Genomic DNA, 18,921 nt, shown 5'->3' with positions numbered 1-18,921 from the left:
CTCGGCTTATTGCTGGCGGGCGATCCAGTGGTCGACTTTCTCCTCCAGCAGCGCCAGCGGCACCGTGCCGTCGCCCAGCACTACGGCGTGGAAGGCTGGCAGGCTGAACTTGTCGCCCAGCGCCTTTTCGGCGCGCGCGCGCAGTTCCTGGATTTTCAGCGAACCCACCTTGTAGCCCAGTGCCTGCCCTGGCCACGCCATGTAACGCTCGGTTTCACTCTTGGCGTAGTCGGTGTAGCCCAGCGTGTCCTGCATGTACTTGATGCTTTGCTCGCGGGTCCAGCCCTTGGCGTGCATGCCGGTGTCGACCACAAGGCGGGTGGCGCGCAGCAATTCGTCGTTCAGGTGGCCGAAGTACTGGGCCGGATCTTCAAACAGGCCCATTTCCTTGCCCAGCGTTTCCGAGTACAGCGCCCAGCCTTCGGTGAAGGCGTTGTTGCCGCCGAATTTACGGAAGTTAGGCAGGTTCAGTTCCTGCATCAGCGCGATGTGGAAGTGGTGTCCAGGCTTGCCTTCGTGCAGGAACAGCGTGGTCATGCCGGTGCTGCCGTACTTGGCCGGATCATTGACCACCGACCAGAACACGCCCGGACGCGAACCGTCACCGGCTGGCGCGGTGTAATGGTCAGAGGCGGTGGCGCGGCTCAGCTCCGGCTCCAGGCGCAGGTCCAGCTTGGCTTTTGGCAGCAGCGTGAACATTGCTGGCAGTTTGGTATCCAGCACATCGTTCAATTTGTGGAAGACGGCCTGCACTTCGTCTTCGGTCTTGAACGGGAAGAACTTCGGCTGCGCCGCCACCCATACCGGCAAGCCGGCGGCGGGACCGGTATAGCCCAGCTTAGGACCCAGCACTTCAAATTGCGACTGGATGCGTGCGACCTCTTTCAGCCCGATGGCGTGGATTTCGTCCGGTTTGAGCGACGTTGTTGTAGCGTTGGCGACGCGGGCCTGATACCAGGCGGCGCCGTCCGGTACCGCGCTCAGGCCGGTGGTGGTGCGGCAGGCCGGCACATATTCTTTTTCCAGGAAGGTGGCCAGACGGGCAATCGCCGGCATGACCTGGTCGTTGATGGTCTTGCGGTAGGCGGCGGTCAGGCGCTGCTTGTCGGCATCGGAGAACGAGGCCGGCAGCTTGCTGATCGGCGTGTAATAGATGCTGGTTTCCGGCGTCGCGCTGACCAGCTTCTGGAATTGCGGCAGGCCGGAAATCAGGATGGATTTAGGCTGCGTCACGCCCTTCTTGATGCCGACGCGCATATTGGCAATCGCCTGATCGATCCACGCAGGCATTTGCGACAGGCGGCTCAGGTAGGCGTCATACTCCTTGACGGTGCCGATGGGTTGCGACGCTTCGCCGCCGGCGTAGTTGGCCAGCGTGACCGGCACACTATCCATCTGGTTGATTGGCAGCAGGTGCTCGGGGAAGCGCTCCATGGCGATCAGGCCGTTCAACTCGTACTTCAGGATGTCGTAGTTGATGCGGCCCTTCTGGTCCAGCTGGTGCGGGCTGATAGCTTGCAGGCGCTTGGCGAACTGGCGGTACAGCTTGAATTGCGCGGCGCGCTTGGCCGGCGCGATGCTCAGGCCCAACTGGTCGTCAAAGCGGTTGTCGCCGTTCTCGGTCGCGCCGATTGGCTCGAAGCGGGCAACGGCGTCGTAGTATGCATCGGCAAGCGTCAACAGGGTCTTGTTGGCCGAGGCGGCCACTTCGGCACTGACTTTGCCAGCCGGTGCGGCAGCGTGGCCCAGCGGTGCGAAAGCGAACGCCAGCGCGGCGGCGATCGGGACGAGGAGGTTACGGCGAGAGGTCATGTCTGTCCTTGATGTAACTAAGTTGGCCGATAGCATAAGCCATCAAGGCGCAGACGCGGGGACAATTTTGTATCAGGTTGCCGCTTCGGCGAAACGGCTCTCGTACAGCGCCGCCACGAGGTCGGATTGGGTGACCAGGCCGACGAAGCGCTCTTCTTCGTCGACGATAGGGATGTGATGGAAGCCTGAGTCCGCCATCAGCGGCACCAGGTCGACGATCGGGGTGTCGACCCGTGCGGTGGTCGGGTGATGGGTCATGATCTGGCCCACCACTTCAGCTTTCTCTGTGTGGCTTACGCCACTTTTGCGCAAGAATCCCTGCAGTTGCTGGCGGATGCCGCCATAGCTATCGAGCCCGCCATGGTTGAGGAAGTCGGTTTGCGTGACGATGCCGATGATGCGCCGTGCGCGATTCAGCACCGGCAGGCAGACCACGCGGTGTTTACGCATTTCCTGCCAGGCTTCCTCCAGGCTGGTGCCGAATTCAGCGCTGACGATATCGCGCGACATGATGTCGGCGCAATGGATGATGCCGAAGCGGCGCTGGTAGGCGCGCTGTTCGGTCTGCATGAACAGCGATTCCAGATCGTCGCGGCTGATGTCCAGCACCTGGTTGTGTTGCTGTAGCACGGCGTCCAGGTCTTCCGGCTTGAAGCCGAGGCGCACGGTCGGCACCGCATCGTTGGTGGCGTGCGGATTGACGTGTGCGTTCTGCTGCACATGCGGATAGCTGCGGCCTGTAAGGTTGTTATAGGTAATGGCCATCAGCACCAGCAGGATGGAGTCGGCCATGACGGTCATCAGCACGAATTCAAAGCCGGCCGCGTGGACGGCCGGGCCGCCGATCACCGTGGTCAGCGCCACCGCGCCGCCGGGCGGATGCAGACAGCGCATGACGAACATGGCGGCAATCGCGCCGCCGCAAGCCATGCCCGCCACTACCGGCAAAGGCAGGCTGTCGCCGAACCAGTGCACGCAGGCCGTGCCAACCAAACCACTGATGACGTTGCCGCCGACCACCGACCACGGCTGGGCCAATGGACTGGCTGGCAGCGCGAACAGCAGCACCGACGACGCACCGATCGGCGCCACCAGGAAAATCGACGCATGGGTGTTTTGCAGCAGGACGTGACTGAGCAGGGCTGTCAGCAGGATGCCGAGCAAGGCGCCGGCGGAGGCGCGCAATTGCTCGCGGCGATTGGCGGTAGGGGCGCTGGGCAGCCAGCTTTCAAAGAAGGCGCGCATTGATCCAAAATCAAGTATTTGAAATGGAGCATTATCTCACGAATGCACTCTATTGGTGCGACACCAGGCCAAGTGGCAGGGACGTGGTAATTTTGATCTGCTCCATTGAAAACGCCGAGGAGACGCCGGTGAGCTGCACGGACTTGGTCAGTTTCTTGTAAAAGCGGTCATATCCTTCGATATCGCTCGTAACCACTTTCAAAAGATAGTCAACGTCGCCACTCATGCGGTGAAATTCCTGCACTTCCGGCAGTGCCGCGACGGCGGCGGCAAAGCGCGCGTACCACTTTTCATCGTGCTGGGTGGTGCGGATGCTGACGAATACTGTGACTGGCAAGCCGACCTTGCGGCGGTTAACGATGGCTACGCGGTTCTCGATATAGCCATCTTCCTCCAGCCGGCGCAGGCGTTTCCAGCAAGGCGTGGAGGACAATCCGACTTGTTCGCTGAGTTGGGCGACGGACAGCGTGCCGTCGCGTTGCAGGGCGTCGAGAATGGCGTAGTCATAGCGGTCGAGTGAATTCATTCCAATTTATGCGCAATGATAGGATAAATAATCTACATCTTATGCGTGGGCGCAGTATTTTGGTACGACTATTTCAGCATAAGTGAGTAATCTATATGCATGACTACTGAAATTTATCTCGACAGCAACGCCACCAGCGTTGTCTTGCCCGCCGCCCTTGCCGCCGCCGCTGATGCCATGGGCCAGCGCTACGGCAACCCCAGCAGCACCCACGCCACCGGCCTGAAAGCCAAAGTGATACTCGATGAAGCGCGCGCGTGCGCCGTGCGCCTGCTGGGCGTCGGCAATGGACGCCTGATGTTCAATAGCGGTGCCACCGAAGGCATACAGACCGCCGTGCTGTCGGCGCTGTGTGCCCTGCGCGAACGGCGCGACGCTGGCGAGGCCATCGGCGCGCTGCTGGTCTACGGCGCCACCGAGCACAAGGCGGTGCCGGAAAGCCTGGCGCACTGGAATCGCCTGCTGGGCCTGAACCTGACGCTGCACAGGTTGCCAGTCGATGGCAACGGCGTCCATCAGCTGGCCGCGTTGCGCGAAATCGCCGGCCAGGCCGCGATGGTGTGCACCATGGCGGCCAACAATGAAACCGGGGTCATCAGCGACCTGGCCGGTATTGAAGCCGTGCTCAACGAGACTGGCTGCACCGCTTACTGGATGGTGGATTGCGTCCAGGCGCTCGGCAAGCTGAAGCTGGATCTCTCGTCTACCCGCATCGATTACGCACCGTTCTCCGGTCATAAGCTGCATGCGCCGAAAGGCATTGGCATGCTGTACGTGTGCGCCGGCGCGCCGTTCACGCCGCTGATCATGGGCGGTGGCCAGGAAAACGGCCAACGCTCCGGCACCGAGAACATGGCCGGCATCGCCGCGCTGGGCGTGGTGCTGGCAGCGCTGGAACGCGGCGATACCTTCCGCACGCAAGCCGAACTGTCCGGCTTCCGCGCGCGCCTGGCGGACAGCCTGCGCGCCGCGCTGCCAGGCGTGGTATTCAACAATCCCTTCGACAAGGCTCTCCCGACTACGCTGAACTTTGCCGTGCCCGGCCTGTCGAGCCGCGAGCTGATGGACGTGTTCGACGCGGCCGAGGTGCGCGTCAGCGCCGGCAGTGCCTGTTCCTCATCAAAAGCCGCGCCGAGCTATGTGCTGGATGCAATGGGCTTGCCGCTGTGGCGCAGCGCTGGCGCCATCCGCATGTCTTTCGGTCCATTGGCAGATGAGGCCACGGTCGCCGCCGCCTGTGTCCGTATCGAGCGTTGCGGCGCCGCGCTGCGCGCCAGCTGCCTGATCCCATCCGACCGCACTGCCGTGCCGCATGACGGCCTGCTGCAACTGGGCGTGGAGGGTGCATGCAGCTGGCTGGTACTGGATGCCGCCAGCCGCAGCTGCATCGTCATCGATCCCTTGCCGGAGCACACTGCGCGCATCGAAGCCTATGTGCGCTGCCAGAACTACCAGGTGCAGGCAGTGGTCAGCACGTTGCCGAATGCCGGCCGCGCCATGCTGATCGAAGCGCTGGGCCGTCACTTCAATCGCGCCGCCGGGTCGGACGCCTATGGCTGGCCGGAAAACGCCGTAGCCACACAACTGGAAAACGGCGTCACCGCCAGCGCCATCAAGCTCGGTGCGCAAGTGCTGGCCAGCGTGCAGTGTGGTGACGGCGACGAACTGCGGGCCTATCTGCTCGGCACGCCTGATGCTGTTCGCCTGCCAGCCGCAGCGGTGCGCTTTGCCTTCAGCGCGCGTCCATTGCAGCAGGTGCTGCAAGACATCAGCACGGACCGCACGCTGCTGTGCCCGACGCGCGACGAACACAATCAATTTTGCACCAGCATGACTTCTGCGCCGACAACCATCGCTGCCGATGCGCAACTCGACAGCACGGCGCTCAGCGCCTTCCTGCAAGCACATCCGGATGCACGCCTGGTTGACGTGCGCGAGCAGTACGAGTTTGCCGCCACCATCGCGCCAGCGCCGGCCGGCCGCGTAGCGTTGAGCGTGCCGCTCAGCCGCTTGGCCGAATACGCCAGTACCTGGCTGCAAGAAGAGCCGACGCCGCTAGTATTTTTCTGCCGCAGTGGCAACCGCAGCATGAAAGCCGCGCAATGCCTGCGCCGCCTCGGCCACCAGCAAGCCTACAGCCTGCACGGCGGCCTCGCGCTCGCCGCCTAAAACAACTTCGGGGTCAGTGCCGACATTCGGACATTTCACACAAGAAATGTCCGAATGTCGGCACTGCCCCCGATGTTTATTGCTGACCTCGTTGTGTACGTCAGCGTACAGTGCCGTTCCGTGCGCCGCCGTACGATTGCTTGGCCCATAATTTTTCATTCGCAGAATCGACGCGAGGTCCAAGTTGAACAAGTCCAATCCCCTGCTGCCCGAGATGACACTCGGCTTTCACGAGTCCCAGACCGGCGCTTCAGTTTCCGAAGAGGACGATGAGGATTTACCGCTGCGGGCAGAACTGTTCAGCGCGGCGCAAATGGCGGCACATGGCAAGACCCTGGCGCAACATCATGAACTGAGCAAGCGAGGCGGCCGCGACCGCCTCTTGTCGCGCCTGGCGGAAAACGCCGCTGTCATCGATTCCACCTGCGATGCATTGACCGCCGCCGTCAAGGCCGGGCGCCAGATCACGCCGGCGTCTGAATGGCTGCTGGACAATTTTTATTTAATCGAAGAACAGATTCGAATCGCCCGCCGTCACCTTCCGAAGGATTACAGCAAGGAGTTGCCGCGCCTGGGCAAGGGTGCGCCGGATGGCTGCCCGCGCGTCTACAAGATCGCATTGGAAATTATTTCGCACGGCGATGGCCGTGTCGATCCGGAATCGCTGTGCCGCTTTGTTGATGCCTACCAGGAAGGCGCCACGCTCAAGCTGGGCGAGCTGTGGGCAATTCCGATCATGCTGCGCCTGGCGCTGATCGAGAACCTGCGCCGTGTGGCCGCCCGCGTCGCCGAGAACCGCATCCAGCGCGACCTGGCCAATACCTGGGCCGACCAGATGACCGAGATCGCCGAGAAGAATCCCAGCGGCCTGATACTGATGGTGGCCGACATGGCGCGCTCCAATCCGCCCATCACCAGCGCCTTCGTCGCCGAGCTGGCGCGCCGCCTGCAAGGTCAAAGCCCGGCGCTGACGCTGGCGCTGACGTGGATCACGCATCGCCTGGCCGAATCCGGCCAGACCATCGAACAGCAGATCCAGGCCGAGATCCAGCAGCAGGCCGCAGAGCAGGTCTCGATCGCCAACAGCATCGGTAGCCTGCGCTTCCTCGGCACCATGGACTGGCAGGAGTTTGTCGAGACCATGAGCGTGGTCGAGCAAACGCTGCGCCAGGACCCGGCCGACATCTACGGCAAAATGGAATTCGCCACGCGCGACCAATATCGCCATACGATCGAAAAGATCGCCAAGCGCTCGCGTTTCAGCGAGGTGGAAGTGGCGCAGCAGGCCCTGGCGCTGGCGCAAGCGCATCAGGGCAAGGGCGATGCGCGCCATGGCCACGTGGGCTTCTACCTGATCGGCGGCGGCCTCGCCGCGCTGGAAAAGCAGGCCGGCATGCGGCGCCCATGGATAGAGGCGTTCCAGCAAACCTCGCGCTCTTCGCCGTTGACCTCCTATCTCGGCGCGATTGCGGCGATTGCGTTTGTCGCCACCGCGCTGCTGCTGGAAAGCGCGTCGCGCCACGGTGTGCGCGGCGGCGTGCTGGTCGCGCTGGGCGTGCTGGCGCTGCTGGGCAGCAGCCAGCTGGCACTGAGCCTGGTCAACTGGATCGCCACGCTGGTGACGCGGCCGCATCCTTTGCCGCGCATGGATTTCAAGGAAGGCATACCGTCCGATGCGCGCGCGGTTGTGGTTGTGCCGACGCTGGTCTACAGCAAAGAGAACATCGACGACCTGTTCGAGCAGATGGAAGTACGCTTCCTGGCCAACCGTGATCCCAACCTGCTGTTTTGCCTGCTGACCGACTTCGCCGATGCCCGCACCGAGCATATGCCGAACGACGATGCGCTGGTCGAACACATGAAGCGCAACATGGCGCACCTGAATCACAAATATGCCAACGACACGCCGCACACGCCGTTCCTGCTGCTGCATCGCCCGCGCCTGTGGAATCCGCAGGAAGGCGTGTGGATGGGCCATGAACGCAAGCGCGGCAAGCTGGAAGACCTGAACCGCTTCCTGCGCGGCGGCGCGCGCGACAAATTCTCGGTGGTGGTGGGCGACACTTCGGAGCTGGAAAGCATCCGCTACGTCATCACGCTGGACACCGACACGCAGCTGCCGCGCGACGCCGCGCGCCAGTTCATCGCCACCATGCAGCATCCGCTCAACCGTCCGCGCGTGGACATGCAACGCGGCCGCGTGACCGAGGGCTATGGCATCCTGCAACCGCGCGTGGCGGTGGCGCTGCCGAGCGAGAACGCCTCGCGTTATGAGAAGCTGTGCGGCGGTGAACCGGGCATCGATCCTTACACCCGCACGGTATCCGACGTTTATCAGGACGTGTTCTTCGAAGGCTCCTTCATCGGCAAGGGCATCTACGATGTCGACGTGTTCGAGCAGGTGCTGGGTGGACGGCTACCGGAAAACAAAATCCTCAGCCACGATCTGCTGGAAGGCTGCTACCTGCGCGCCGGCCTGCTGAGTGATGCGCAGTTGTACGAAGCCTACCCAACCCGCTATAGCGAAGACGTGACGCGCCGCCAGCGCTGGATACGCGGTGACTGGCAGCTGATCTCCTGGCTGGCCGGCCGCGTGCCGGGCCGTGGCAAGCGTGAGAAGAATCCACTGTCGCTGCTGTCGCGCTGGAAGCTGTTCGATAACCTGCGCCGCAGCCTGACCGCGCCGGCGCTGGTACTGTCGCTGATCGTTGCCTGGCGCTGGCTGCCCGATCCGTGGGCGTGGACCGGGGCCGCGCTGGCTGTGATCTTCCTGCCGCCGCTGGTCAGCATGCTGTACGATTTTTGCCGCCGGCCGAAGGACACCTTGTGGAGCCAGCATATCCGTGCCTCCATCCGCCGTGCCGGCATCCAGTTCTCGCACGCGATCCTGATGCTGGCCTTCCTGCCGTACGAAGCCTACTTCAGCATGGACGCCATCCTGCGCAGCTTGTGGCGCTCCTATGTGTCGCACCGCCGTCTGCTGGAATGGCGCGCGTCGGCGCTGGCGCGCCAGGCCGACGGCACCTTCAGCACCTGGCGCACGATGTGGATTGCACCGACGCTGGCGCTGTTTGTCGGTGGCTGGCTGCTCGGCTGGAAACCGGCCAGCCTGCCGCCCGCCGCATTGTTCCTGCTGGCGTGGCTGGTGGCGCCGGCCATCGCCGACTGGATCAGCCGCCCGATCGAACGCAAGAGCGCGCAACTGTCGCCGGAGCAGGACCAGTTCCTGCAAACGCTGGCACGCCGCACCTGGGCGTACTTCGACCGTTTCGTCGGCCCGGAAGACAACTGGCTGCCACCCGATAATGTGCAGGAGCATCCGGTGCAGGTGATTGCGCACCGCACCTCGCCGACCAATATCGGCATGGCCTTGCTGGCCAACCTGAGCGCAGTCGATTTCGGCTACATCACCGTCGGCCAGATGATGGGGCGCACCAATCACACGCTGGGCAGCATGGACCAGCTGGAGCGCCACCACGGCCACTTCTACAACTGGTACGACACGCAGACGATGAAGCCGCTGCATCCGGTCTACATCTCGTCGGTTGACAGCGGCAATCTTGGCGGCCACCTGCTGACCTTGCAATCCGGCCTGACCGGCCTGTTCGATGAACCCGTGCTGGGCACGCAGATCATCGACGGCATCGTCACCACCGCACAAGTGCTGCAAGAGACGCTGGCCGCCGCCGCGCAAGCGGGCGACCCGGCCACACCGGTGATCGACGGCGCGGCCGTGCTGGCGGCACTGTCGCCTGCACCGGAGTCGTCCAACCTGCAGCAACTTCACGCCTGGCTGCTGCGCGTGACCGCCGTGGTGGATGAGTTCCAGCCGCACGCCGCCACCCATAGCGAATCGGCCGCCATGTGGGCCAACTCGCTGGCGCAGCAATGCCACGCCGCGCTTGACGAACTGGCGACGCTGACGCCGTGGGCGTCGCTGCCGGCCGACGCCATCTTCGACACCAGCATGGCGCGCATGCCGACGCTGCGCGAACTGGCGGCGCTGGCGCGCGCCACCTCGTCCATCGCCATCAATGACCTGGCGCCGGACGAACGCGATCGCCAGCAGCGCCTGGCCGAACTGTTCGAGCAAGGCAGCAGCAATGCGCACGAGCGCATGCGCGCGCTGGCCGAAATGGCGCAGCGCTGCGGCGCCTTCGCACAGATGGAATACGGCTTCCTGTACAACCCGACCACCAACCTGCTGGCGATCGGCTACAACGTCACCGACCGCCGCCTGGACGCCAGCTATTACGATCTGCTGGCGTCGGAATCGCGCCTGGCCAGCTTTGTCGCCATCGCCCAGGGCCAGCTGCCGCAGGACCACTGGTTCGCGCTGGGCCGCCAGCTGTGCATCGTCTCCGGCAAGCCGGTGCTGCTGTCGTGGAGCGGCTCGATGTTCGAGTACCTGATGCCGCTGCTGGTGATGCCGAATTATCCAAGCACGCTGCTGGACCAGACCTACAACTCGGTGATCGACGCGCAGATCGATTACGGCAAGCGCCGCAACGTGCCGTGGGGGATTTCCGAATCCGGCTACAACACGGTCGACGCCAGCCTGAATTACCAGTACCGCGCCTTCGGCGTGCCTGGCCTGGGCCTGAAGCGCGGTCTGGCCGACGACCTGGTGATCGCGCCTTACGCCACCATGATGGGATTGATGGTGCAGCCGGAAGCGTCGTGCGCCAACCTGCAACGCATGGCGGAGCTGGGCTTCATGGGCCGCTTCGGTTTCTACGAGGCGGTCGACTACACGCCATCGCGCCTGCCGCGCGGCCAGAACCATGCGGTGATCCGTTCCTTCATGGTCCACCATCAGGGCATGGGACTGCTGGCGCTCAGCTATCTGCTGCATGACCGTCCGATGCAGCGCCGCTTTGAAGCCGATCCGCTGCTGCAGTCGACGCTGCTGGTGCTGCAGGAACGCAGCCCGCAGGCCGGCGCCTTCTACTCCAACACCACCGAAATGGCGGCGATCCGCACCACCGCGCCGGAGCAGGCCAATCCGATGCGCGTGCTGTCGCAGCATTCGACGCCGGTGCCGGAAACGCAGCTGCTGTCGAACGGCCGCTATCACGTCATGGTCACCAACTCCGGCGGCAGCTACAGCCGCTGGAAGGACCTGGCGGTGACGCGCTGGCGCGAGGACAGCACGCGCGACAACTGGGGCAACTTCTGCTACGTGCGTGATGTCGAGGATGGCGAGTTCTGGTCCACGACTTATCAGCCAGCGCTGGTCGAGCCAAAGAAATACGAGGTCGTGTTCTCCGAAGGCCGCGCGGAATTCCGCCGCTCCGACCGCCATATCGATCTGTACACGGAGATTGTGGTGTCGCCGGAGGATGATATTGAACTGCGCCGCACCCGCATCACCAACAAGTCCGACCGCGTGCGCACCATCGAGGTGACCAGCTACGCGGAAGTGGTGATGGCGCCAGCTGCTGCCGACAACGCCCATCCGGCGTTCAGCAAGCTGTTTGTGCAGACCGAAATCCTCAAGGATGAAAACGCCATCCTGTGCACGCGTCGTCCGCGTGGCGCGCACGAAGTGTCGCCGTGGCTGATGCACTCGATGATGGTGCACGATGCGCCGGTGGGCAGCGTGTCGTTCGAGACCGACCGCTCGCGCTTCATCGGCCGCGGCAACACGGCGGCAGCGCCAAGCGCCATGCTGGACAAGGGCCAGTTGAGCGGCGCCGAAGGCTCGGTGCTTGATCCGGTTGTGGCCATCCGCTACACCATCACGCTCAAGCCGGACCAGTATGCGACGGTGGACATCGTTACCGGCATGGCCGAGCAGCGCGACACCGCGCTGCACCTGATCGACAAGTATCAGGATCGCCACCTGGCCGATCGCGTATTCGAACTGGCATGGACCCACAGCCAGGTGGTGCTGCGCCAGCTGAACGCCAGCGAGGCCGATGGCCAGCTGTACGGCCGCCTGGCCAACTCGGTGATCTATCCGAACGCCGGCCTGCGCGCGGAAGCGGCGACACTGATCAAGAATCAGCGCGGCCAGTCCGGCCTGTGGGCATACGCGATTTCCGGCGACCTGCCGATCGTGCTGCTGCACATCAAGGACCCGGCGAATATCGAACTGGCACGCCAGATGGTGCAGGCACACGCCTACTGGCGACTGAAAGGGCTGGTGGTCGACCTGGTCATCTGGTACGAGGACAACTCCGGCTATCGCCAGGCGCTGCACGACCAGATCATCGGCCTGATCGCCTCCGGCATCGACGCGCAGGCGATTGACCGCCCGGGCGGCATCTTTGTGCGCCTGGTGGACCAGATCCCGAACGAAGACAAGGTGCTGATGCAATCGGTGGCGCGCGTCATCATCAGCGATGCACGCGGTTCGCTGGCCGACCAGGTCAAGCGCCCGGCGCCGCCGACCTTGCGCATGCCGCCATTGCAGGTTGACGGCCGCAGCGACTACACCGATGCCACGCCATCCAGGCAGCCGGCGCGCCAGCTGTTGCTGGACAATGGCCTCGGCGGCTTCTCGCAGGACGGCCGTGAATACATCATCACCACCAGCGCTACGCAGCGCACGCCGGCGCCTTGGTCCAATGTGCTGGCCAACCCGCAGTTCGGCACGGTGATTTCGGAAAGCGGCCAGGCCTACACCTGGCACGAGAACGCCCACGAGTACCGCATCACGCCATGGCACAACGATCCGGTCAGCGACGCCAGCGGCGAAGCGTTCTATCTGCGCGATGAGCAGAGCGGCCAGTTCTGGTCGCCGACCGCCTTGCCGGCGCGCGGCAACGGCAGCTACACCACGCGCCACGGCTTCGGCTACAGCGTGTTCGAGCATAGCGAGGCCGGCATCCACAGCGAGATGACCACCTTTGTCGCGGTCGACGCGCCAATCAAGTACACCGTGCTGAAAGTGCGCAACGACTCGACTGTGCAGCGCCGCCTGTCGGCGTTTGGCTATGTCGAATGGGTACTGGGCGATATGCGCTCCAAGTCCGGCATGCACATTGTCACCGAGGCCGATCCGGTCAGCGGCGCGCTGTTCGCCCGGAATCCGTACAACACGGAGTTCAGCGGCCGCGTGGCCTTCTTCAATTGCGACGCCACGCTGCGCACCATCACCGCCGACCGCGCCGAATTCATCGGCCGCAACGGCGCCTTGTCGGCGCCAGCCGCGCTGCGCCGCTCGCGCCTGTCTGGCAAGATTGGCGCCGGCCTGGATGCCTGCGCGGCGATCCAGGCGCCGTTCGACCTGTTGCCTGGTCAGGAACGCGAGATTGTCTTTGTGCTTGGCGTGGCCGGCCGCCGCAACGCCGACGCCAGCAGCCTGGTACAGAAGCACCGCAGCGCCGACGCCGCGCGCGAAGCGCTGGCCAATGTCCACGCGCACTGGGAGAAAACCCTGGGCGCGGTGCGCATCGAAACGCCGGAAAAGGAAATCGACGTCATCGCCAATGGCTGGCTGATGTACCAGACCATCGCCTGCCGCATCTGGGCGCGCAGCGGCTACTACCAGTCCGGTGGCGCCTTCGGCTTCCGCGACCAGCTGCAGGATGCGATGGCCACCATCCACACGCAGCCGCAACTGCTGCGCGACCAGCTGATGCTGTGCGCCGCCCACCAGTTCCTGGAAGGCGACGTGCAGCACTGGTGGCATCCACCGTCGGACCGCGGCGTGCGCACGCATTGCTCGGACGATTACCTATGGTTGCCATTGGGCGCCTGGCGTTACGTCTCGGCCACTGGCGACATGAGCATCCTGGATGAAACCGCGCCTTACCTGGAGGACCGTCCGGTCAAGCCGGAAGAGGATTCGTATTACGACATGCCGGCCCGTTCCAGCGAGCATGGCACGCTGTACGATCACTGCCAGCGCGCCATCCGCAACGGCTTGCGCTTCGGTGTGCACGGTCTGCCGCTGATCGGTTCCTGCGACTGGAACGACGGCATGGACAAGGTCGGCGAGCATGGCAAGGGCGAGAGCGTGTGGCTGGCCTTCTTCCTGTGCGAAGTGCTGAAGCGCTTCGCCGAAGTGGCGGACATGCGCAACGACGCCGAGTTCGCGGCCGAGTGCCGCGAGCAGGCGCGCCGCGTCGCCGCCAACGTCGAGCAGAATGCCTGGGACGGTGACTGGTATCGCCGCGCCTATTTCGACGACGGCACGCCGCTGGGTTCGCACACCAACGAGGAATGCCAGATCGATTCGATCTCGCAAAGCTGGGGCGTGCTGTCCGGTTCCGCCGATCCGGTGCGGGTGCGCGGCGCGATGGAGCAGGTCAATCAGCGCCTGGTGCGCCGTGATTCGGGCATCATCCAGCTGCTTGATCCGCCGTTCGACAAGGCCGGGCCGAATCCGGGCTACATCCGTGGCTATGTGCCCGGCGTGCGTGAGAATGGTGGCCAGTACACCCACGCCGCCATCTGGACCGCGATGGCCTTCGCGCGCCTGGGCGACACCGAGCGCGCGTGGGAACTGGCGCGCATGATCAATCCGGTCATGCATGGCCGCACTGCCGAAGCCACGGCCATCTACAAGGTCGAGCCGTATGTGGTGACAGCCGACGTGTACGCGGTGGCGCCGCACGTGGGGCGCGGCGGCTGGAGCTGGTACACCGGCTCCTCCGGCTGGATGTACCGCCTGATCCTGGAATCGCTGCTGGGCCTGACGCGCACCGCCACCCACCTGAAGCTGGCGCCGTGCATGCCGAAGGAATGGGGCAGCTTCACGCTGAGTTACCGCTACCGTAGCGCCACGTATGAGATCCGCGTGGCCAAAGGCGCCACCTCGGCGCCGATCATGACCGTGGATGGCGTGCCGCAGCCGGACGGCCAGATCGCGCTGGTCGACAGCGGCCGCACCCACCGCGTCGAACTGCTGGTGCCGGCCGGGCCGGCGCCAGCGATATCAGACGCCCAGGCTGGCGCCGGCGCCTAGCAGCGTGGCCATGCCCAGCGCCGCGAAGATCAGCGCGGCGATGCCGTGCACCAGCTTGAGCGAGATGCGGTTGGCGATCCGGTCGCCGAAGTACACGGCCGGCACGTTCGCCAGCATCATGCCCAAGGTGGTGCCGGCTACCACGGCAATCATGCTGTGGTAACGCGCCGCCAGCGCGACGGTGGCCACCTGGGTCTTGTCGCCCATTTCCGCCAGGAAGAAGGCGATCAGTGTGGTAAGGAACACACCGTAGCCGGCGACCGGCGTATCTTCATCATCAAGCTTGTCCGGCACCAGCGTCCATGCGGCCATCGCCAGGAACGACGCGCCCAGCACCCAACGCAATAGCCCAGGTCCCATCAGGCTGGTGATCCAGGTGCCGATGGCGGCGGCGAATGCGTGGTTGGCGATGGTGGCGACGAAAATTGCGGCGACGATCGGTAATGGACGGCGGAACCTGGCAGCGAGAACAAACGCGAGGAGCTGGGTTTTGTCGCCAATTTCTGCGAGGGCGACAATGCCGGTAGAGACGAGGAATGCTTCCATGATGTGAGAGTACGCGGGCCGGAACGATTAACCAATGACCCGTGCGCAGCTCCGGCCCATCATGGCCGCGCTCAGGTCATGGTCTCGTCAAGCCGCTGCTGCTGGCCACCTGCGCCACGGTCTGTGGACCGATTATGTTGACACAGGTTCTTGCGCCGGGGCGGCGCAAGCCGACTACTCCCCACTAAAGACCGGCAGTTTAACACATGCCAGAAACATCCCTATGGTATTCTGCTTCGCGCTGAAGATAACATTGAAAGTATCACCATATGATCAAGAAGACCATTTCCGCACTCGTGCTATCCGCATGCATGTCGCTGGCCGCGCACGCCGATCCGTTGAGCTACGCCCGCTACGATCAGGTGCGCACTACCGATCTTTATCTCGACCTGAAGGCTGACTTCAGCCACAAAATGTTGTCCGGCTACGCCGAGCTGACGCTGAACTGGATCGACAAGAACGCCCGTACGCTGGTGCTGGACACCAATGAACTGAATATCTCCAAGGTGCAGGTGCTGAACGCCGCCGGCCGCTGGACCGCCGTGTCCTTCATGCTCGACAGGCTGGACGTGGAGAAGGGCCGCGCGCTGCGCATCGCCTTGCCGTTCCAGCCGCAGAAGGTGCGCGTCTATTACCGCACCGCGCCGTCAGCCACCGCGCTGCAATGGATGAATCCCGAGCAGACCATGTCCGGCAAGCGTCCGTTCATGTTCAGCCAGTCGGAAGAAATCAACGCCCGTTCGTGGGCGCCGGTGCAGGATACGCCGGCGGTGCGCTTCACCTACAGTGCCCGCATCGAGGCGCCGGCCGGCATGCGCGTGGTGATGAGCGCCGAGAATGACCAGCAGGCCACCGGCGCCGGCGGCTGGAAGTTCAAGATGACGCAGCCGATTCCTTCCTATCTGCTGGCGATCGCCATCGGCGAGATCGACGTGCGCAACGTCGGCCCGCGTTCGGCGGTGTACGCCGAACCGCAGCGCATCGACGCCGCCGCCGCTGAACTGGTCGACACCGAGAAAATGATCGCCGCCGCCGAAGGCCTGTACGGTCCCTATCGCTGGGAGCGTTACGACATGATCGTGCTGCCGCCATCGTTCCCGATCGGCGGCATGGAAAACCCGCGCATGACTTTCCTGACGCCGACCATGATCGCCGGCGACCGCAGCCTGGTCGACCTGATCGCGCATGAACTGGCGCACTCGTGGTCCGGCAACCTGGTGACCAACGCCTCGTGGAAGCACTTCTGGCTCAACGAAGGCTTTACCACCTATGTCACCACCCGCATCGTCGAGAAGCTGTATGGCGAAGAAGTGGCAGAGATGAACCTGCAGGTGGAGCAGAACGAAGCCATGGCCTCGCTGGCGAAGATCCCGCTGGCCAAGCAGGCCTTGCTGACACGCGATCCGGACACCAGCGCCGCCAGCTACACGGACAGCAATCTGGTGTATCCAAAAGGCGCCTGGCTGCTGCGCACGCTGGAACAGCGCGCCGGCCGCGACGTCTTCGACCCCTTCCTGCGCGGCTGGTTCGACCAGCACGCCTTCCAGTCGGCCACCACCCAGGAATTTGTCGACTACCTGAAGAAAAACCTGCTCGACGCGCATCCGGAAATCATGTCGCAATCCGAGCTGGATGAATGGCTGTACGGCCCAGGCATTCCCGCCACCGCCAAGCACGCCGCCTCGCCGCGGCTGGCTGCATTGGACGCGCAGCGCGACGCCTGGCTGAAAGGCGAACTGCCGACCGCTGAGCTGCCGGCCAAGAACTGGATCGCGCTGGAGTGGATGCACTTCCTGAACGGCATCGATGGCAAGGCCAGCGCCGTGCAGATGCAGCAACTGGACCAGTCGTTCGCGCTGGGTAAAACCGGCAACAACGAAATCGCCTACCGCTTCCTGCTGTCGTCGGTGAAGGCCGGCTACAACGTGCGCGAACCGCTCAACAAATTCCTGATGAGCGTGGGCCGGCAGAAATTCGTGGTGCCGCTGTACGCCGCGCTGCTGAAAAACCCTAACGATAAGGACTGGGCCAAGTCGCTGTACCTGAAGGCGCGCACGCATTATCACCCGGTCACCCAGGCTTCGGTCGACAAGGCATTCAAGCAAAAATGAAGATCTCCCGTACCTTCGCAGCCACCGCATTGACGCTGGCTGCATGGGGCGCAGTCGCCGGCACGCCAGCAATGGCCACGCAAGCGTCGGCGTCCGTCCCTGCTTTCAGTCTCGACGCGGACGTCAACCGCGCACTGAAAACCTTCGATGTGCCGGGCATGGCGATCGCCATCGTCAAGGACGGCAAGGTAGTGGTGGCCAAAGGCTATGGCGTGCGCAAGCTGGGCGAACCGGCGCCGGTCAGCGGCAAGACGCTGTTCGAAATCGCCTCCAATTCCAAGGCCTTCACCGCCGCCGGCCTGGCGATGCTGGTGGATGAGGGGAAGGTCGCCTGGGACGATCCGGTCACCAAGCACCTGCCGGGCTTCCAGATGTACGATTCCTACGTCACCGGCGAAATGACCATCCGCGACCTGCTGGTGCACCGCAGCGGCCTGGGATTGGGCGCCGGCGATTTGCTGTGGTGGCCGAGCACGCAGTTCAGCACCGACGAGATTATCTCCAAGCTGCGCTACATCAAGCCTGCCACCAGCTTCCGCGCCAGCTACGCGTATGACAATCTGCTCTACATCGTGGCCGGCAAGATCATCGCGGAGAAGGCCGGCAAGCCATGGGGCGCAACGATCCACGACCGCATCCTGGCGCCGTTGGGCATGAACGGCACCACGACCAGCGTGGCCGAGATGCTGGCCAGCAGCGACTACTCGGCGCCGCACAGCAAGATCAACGACAAGATCGCCGTGGTCAAGCCGATGCCGGTTCCAAACGCGGTCGGCGCGGTTGGCATCAACACCAGCGCCGAGGACATCGCGCGCTGGATGACAGTGCTGCTCAATAGCGGCAAGATGGAAAGCGGCCAGCAGCTGTTCAGCGCCAAACAGGCCGCCGAGATGTGGACCCAGCAGACGCCGATGCGCATCCGCGAACCGAAACCGGCGCTGGCCGCCACCAAGCCCAACTTCTACGCGTACGGCCTGGGCTTCCAGCTGCGCGACTACAAGGGCCGCAAGATCGCCATGCACGGCGGCGCGCTGCAAGGTTTCTATTCGACGGTGCTGATGGTGCCGGACGAGAAGCTGGGCATCGCCATCCTGACCAATGCGGAGAACAGCCCGGCCATGGCGTCGCTGTATTACCGCATCCTCGACCAGTATCTCAAAGTGGCGCCGACCGACTGGATCAAGCTGTATGCCGAGCAGGAAGCGGCGATGCACAAGGAGGAACTGGAGCGCCAGGGCAAGGAGCAGACGGCACGCGCGGCGGCATCGCAACCGTCGCTGCCGCTGGCTGCCTACGATGGCGAATATGAGGATGCGTGGTACGGCAAGGCCAGCATCCGCGAAGAGGGCGGCAAGCGCATCATGCGCTTCGAGCGCACGCCGGACCTGAGCGGGGAGCTGGAGCACTTCCAGCACGACACCTTCATCGTGCGCTGGAAGGAACGCAATTTCAACGCCGATGCCTACGTGACGTTCGCGCTGAATCCGGACGGCAGCATCGAGCGCATGAAGATGGCGCCAATTTCCACCGAAACGGATTTCAGCTACGACTTCCGCGACTTGCTCTTCACGCCAGTCAAGGCGGACAAGCAGTAA

8 protein-coding genes and 1 riboswitch are annotated in these 18,921 nt (G+C 63.8%); of the genes, 4 read left to right on the top strand and 4 right to left on the bottom strand.

Annotated elements, in window-relative coordinates; all coding sequences use genetic code 11:
• Positions 1-6: 6 nt before the first annotated feature.
• The 3 genes from BLS51_RS12915 to BLS51_RS12905 all read right to left on the bottom strand — a co-directional run bounded on the left by BLS51_RS12915 (position 7) and on the right by BLS51_RS12905 (position 3,583).
• Positions 7-1,812 carry a DUF885 domain-containing protein gene (locus tag BLS51_RS12915; RefSeq protein WP_090192343.1) on the bottom strand — a complete coding sequence of 602 codons (1,806 nt, stop codon included), beginning with the start codon at positions 1,810-1,812 and terminating at the stop codon, positions 7-9.
• A 72-nt stretch (positions 1,813-1,884) separates the two neighbouring features.
• Complete coding sequence (locus BLS51_RS12910) at positions 1,885-3,057, bottom strand: HPP family protein (RefSeq protein ID WP_090192344.1); 1,173 nt, start codon at positions 3,055-3,057, stop codon at positions 1,885-1,887.
• Positions 3,058-3,106: 49 nt separating this feature from the next.
• Positions 3,107-3,583, bottom strand: a complete 477-nt coding sequence (locus tag BLS51_RS12905) for an Lrp/AsnC family transcriptional regulator (RefSeq protein ID WP_090192345.1) — start codon at positions 3,581-3,583, stop codon at positions 3,107-3,109.
• A gap of 99 nt (positions 3,584-3,682) precedes the next feature.
• Between BLS51_RS12905 and BLS51_RS12900 the strand changes: the two genes are divergently transcribed.
• Positions 3,683-5,752: an aminotransferase class V-fold PLP-dependent enzyme gene (locus BLS51_RS12900; protein WP_090192346.1), complete on the top strand. Its 2,070-nt coding sequence runs from the start codon at positions 3,683-3,685 to the stop codon at positions 5,750-5,752.
• A gap of 214 nt (positions 5,753-5,966) precedes the next feature.
• Positions 5,967-14,669: a GH36-type glycosyl hydrolase domain-containing protein gene (locus BLS51_RS12895; protein WP_090192347.1), complete on the top strand. Its 8,703-nt coding sequence runs from the start codon at positions 5,967-5,969 to the stop codon at positions 14,667-14,669.
• Here BLS51_RS12895 and BLS51_RS12890 read toward each other — a convergent pair.
• The gene (locus tag BLS51_RS12890) at positions 14,640-15,215 is read right to left on the bottom strand and encodes a TMEM165/GDT1 family protein (RefSeq protein WP_090192348.1); all 576 of its coding nucleotides are present in this window, start codon (positions 15,213-15,215) and stop codon (positions 14,640-14,642) included. The genes BLS51_RS12895 and BLS51_RS12890 overlap by 30 nt on opposite strands.
• A gap of 11 nt (positions 15,216-15,226) precedes the next feature.
• Positions 15,227-15,410, bottom strand: a riboswitch (yybP-ykoY riboswitch).
• Positions 15,411-15,484: 74 nt separating this feature from the next.
• Here BLS51_RS12890 and BLS51_RS12885 point away from each other — a divergent pair.
• The gene (locus BLS51_RS12885; protein ID WP_090192349.1) at positions 15,485-17,326 is read left to right on the top strand and encodes a M1 family metallopeptidase; all 1,842 of its coding nucleotides are present in this window, start codon (positions 15,485-15,487) and stop codon (positions 17,324-17,326) included.
• Positions 17,323-18,921, top strand: coding sequence for a serine hydrolase (locus tag BLS51_RS12880; RefSeq protein ID WP_090192350.1), 1,599 nt, complete (start codon positions 17,323-17,325; stop codon positions 18,919-18,921). Before BLS51_RS12885 ends, BLS51_RS12880 begins: the two co-directional genes overlap by 4 nt.

Source organism: Duganella sp. OV510 (assembly GCF_900100205.1).
GTDB lineage: Bacteria > Pseudomonadota > Gammaproteobacteria > Burkholderiales > Burkholderiaceae_D > Rugamonas.
This window is presented reverse-complemented; position numbering and strand designations above follow the sequence as displayed.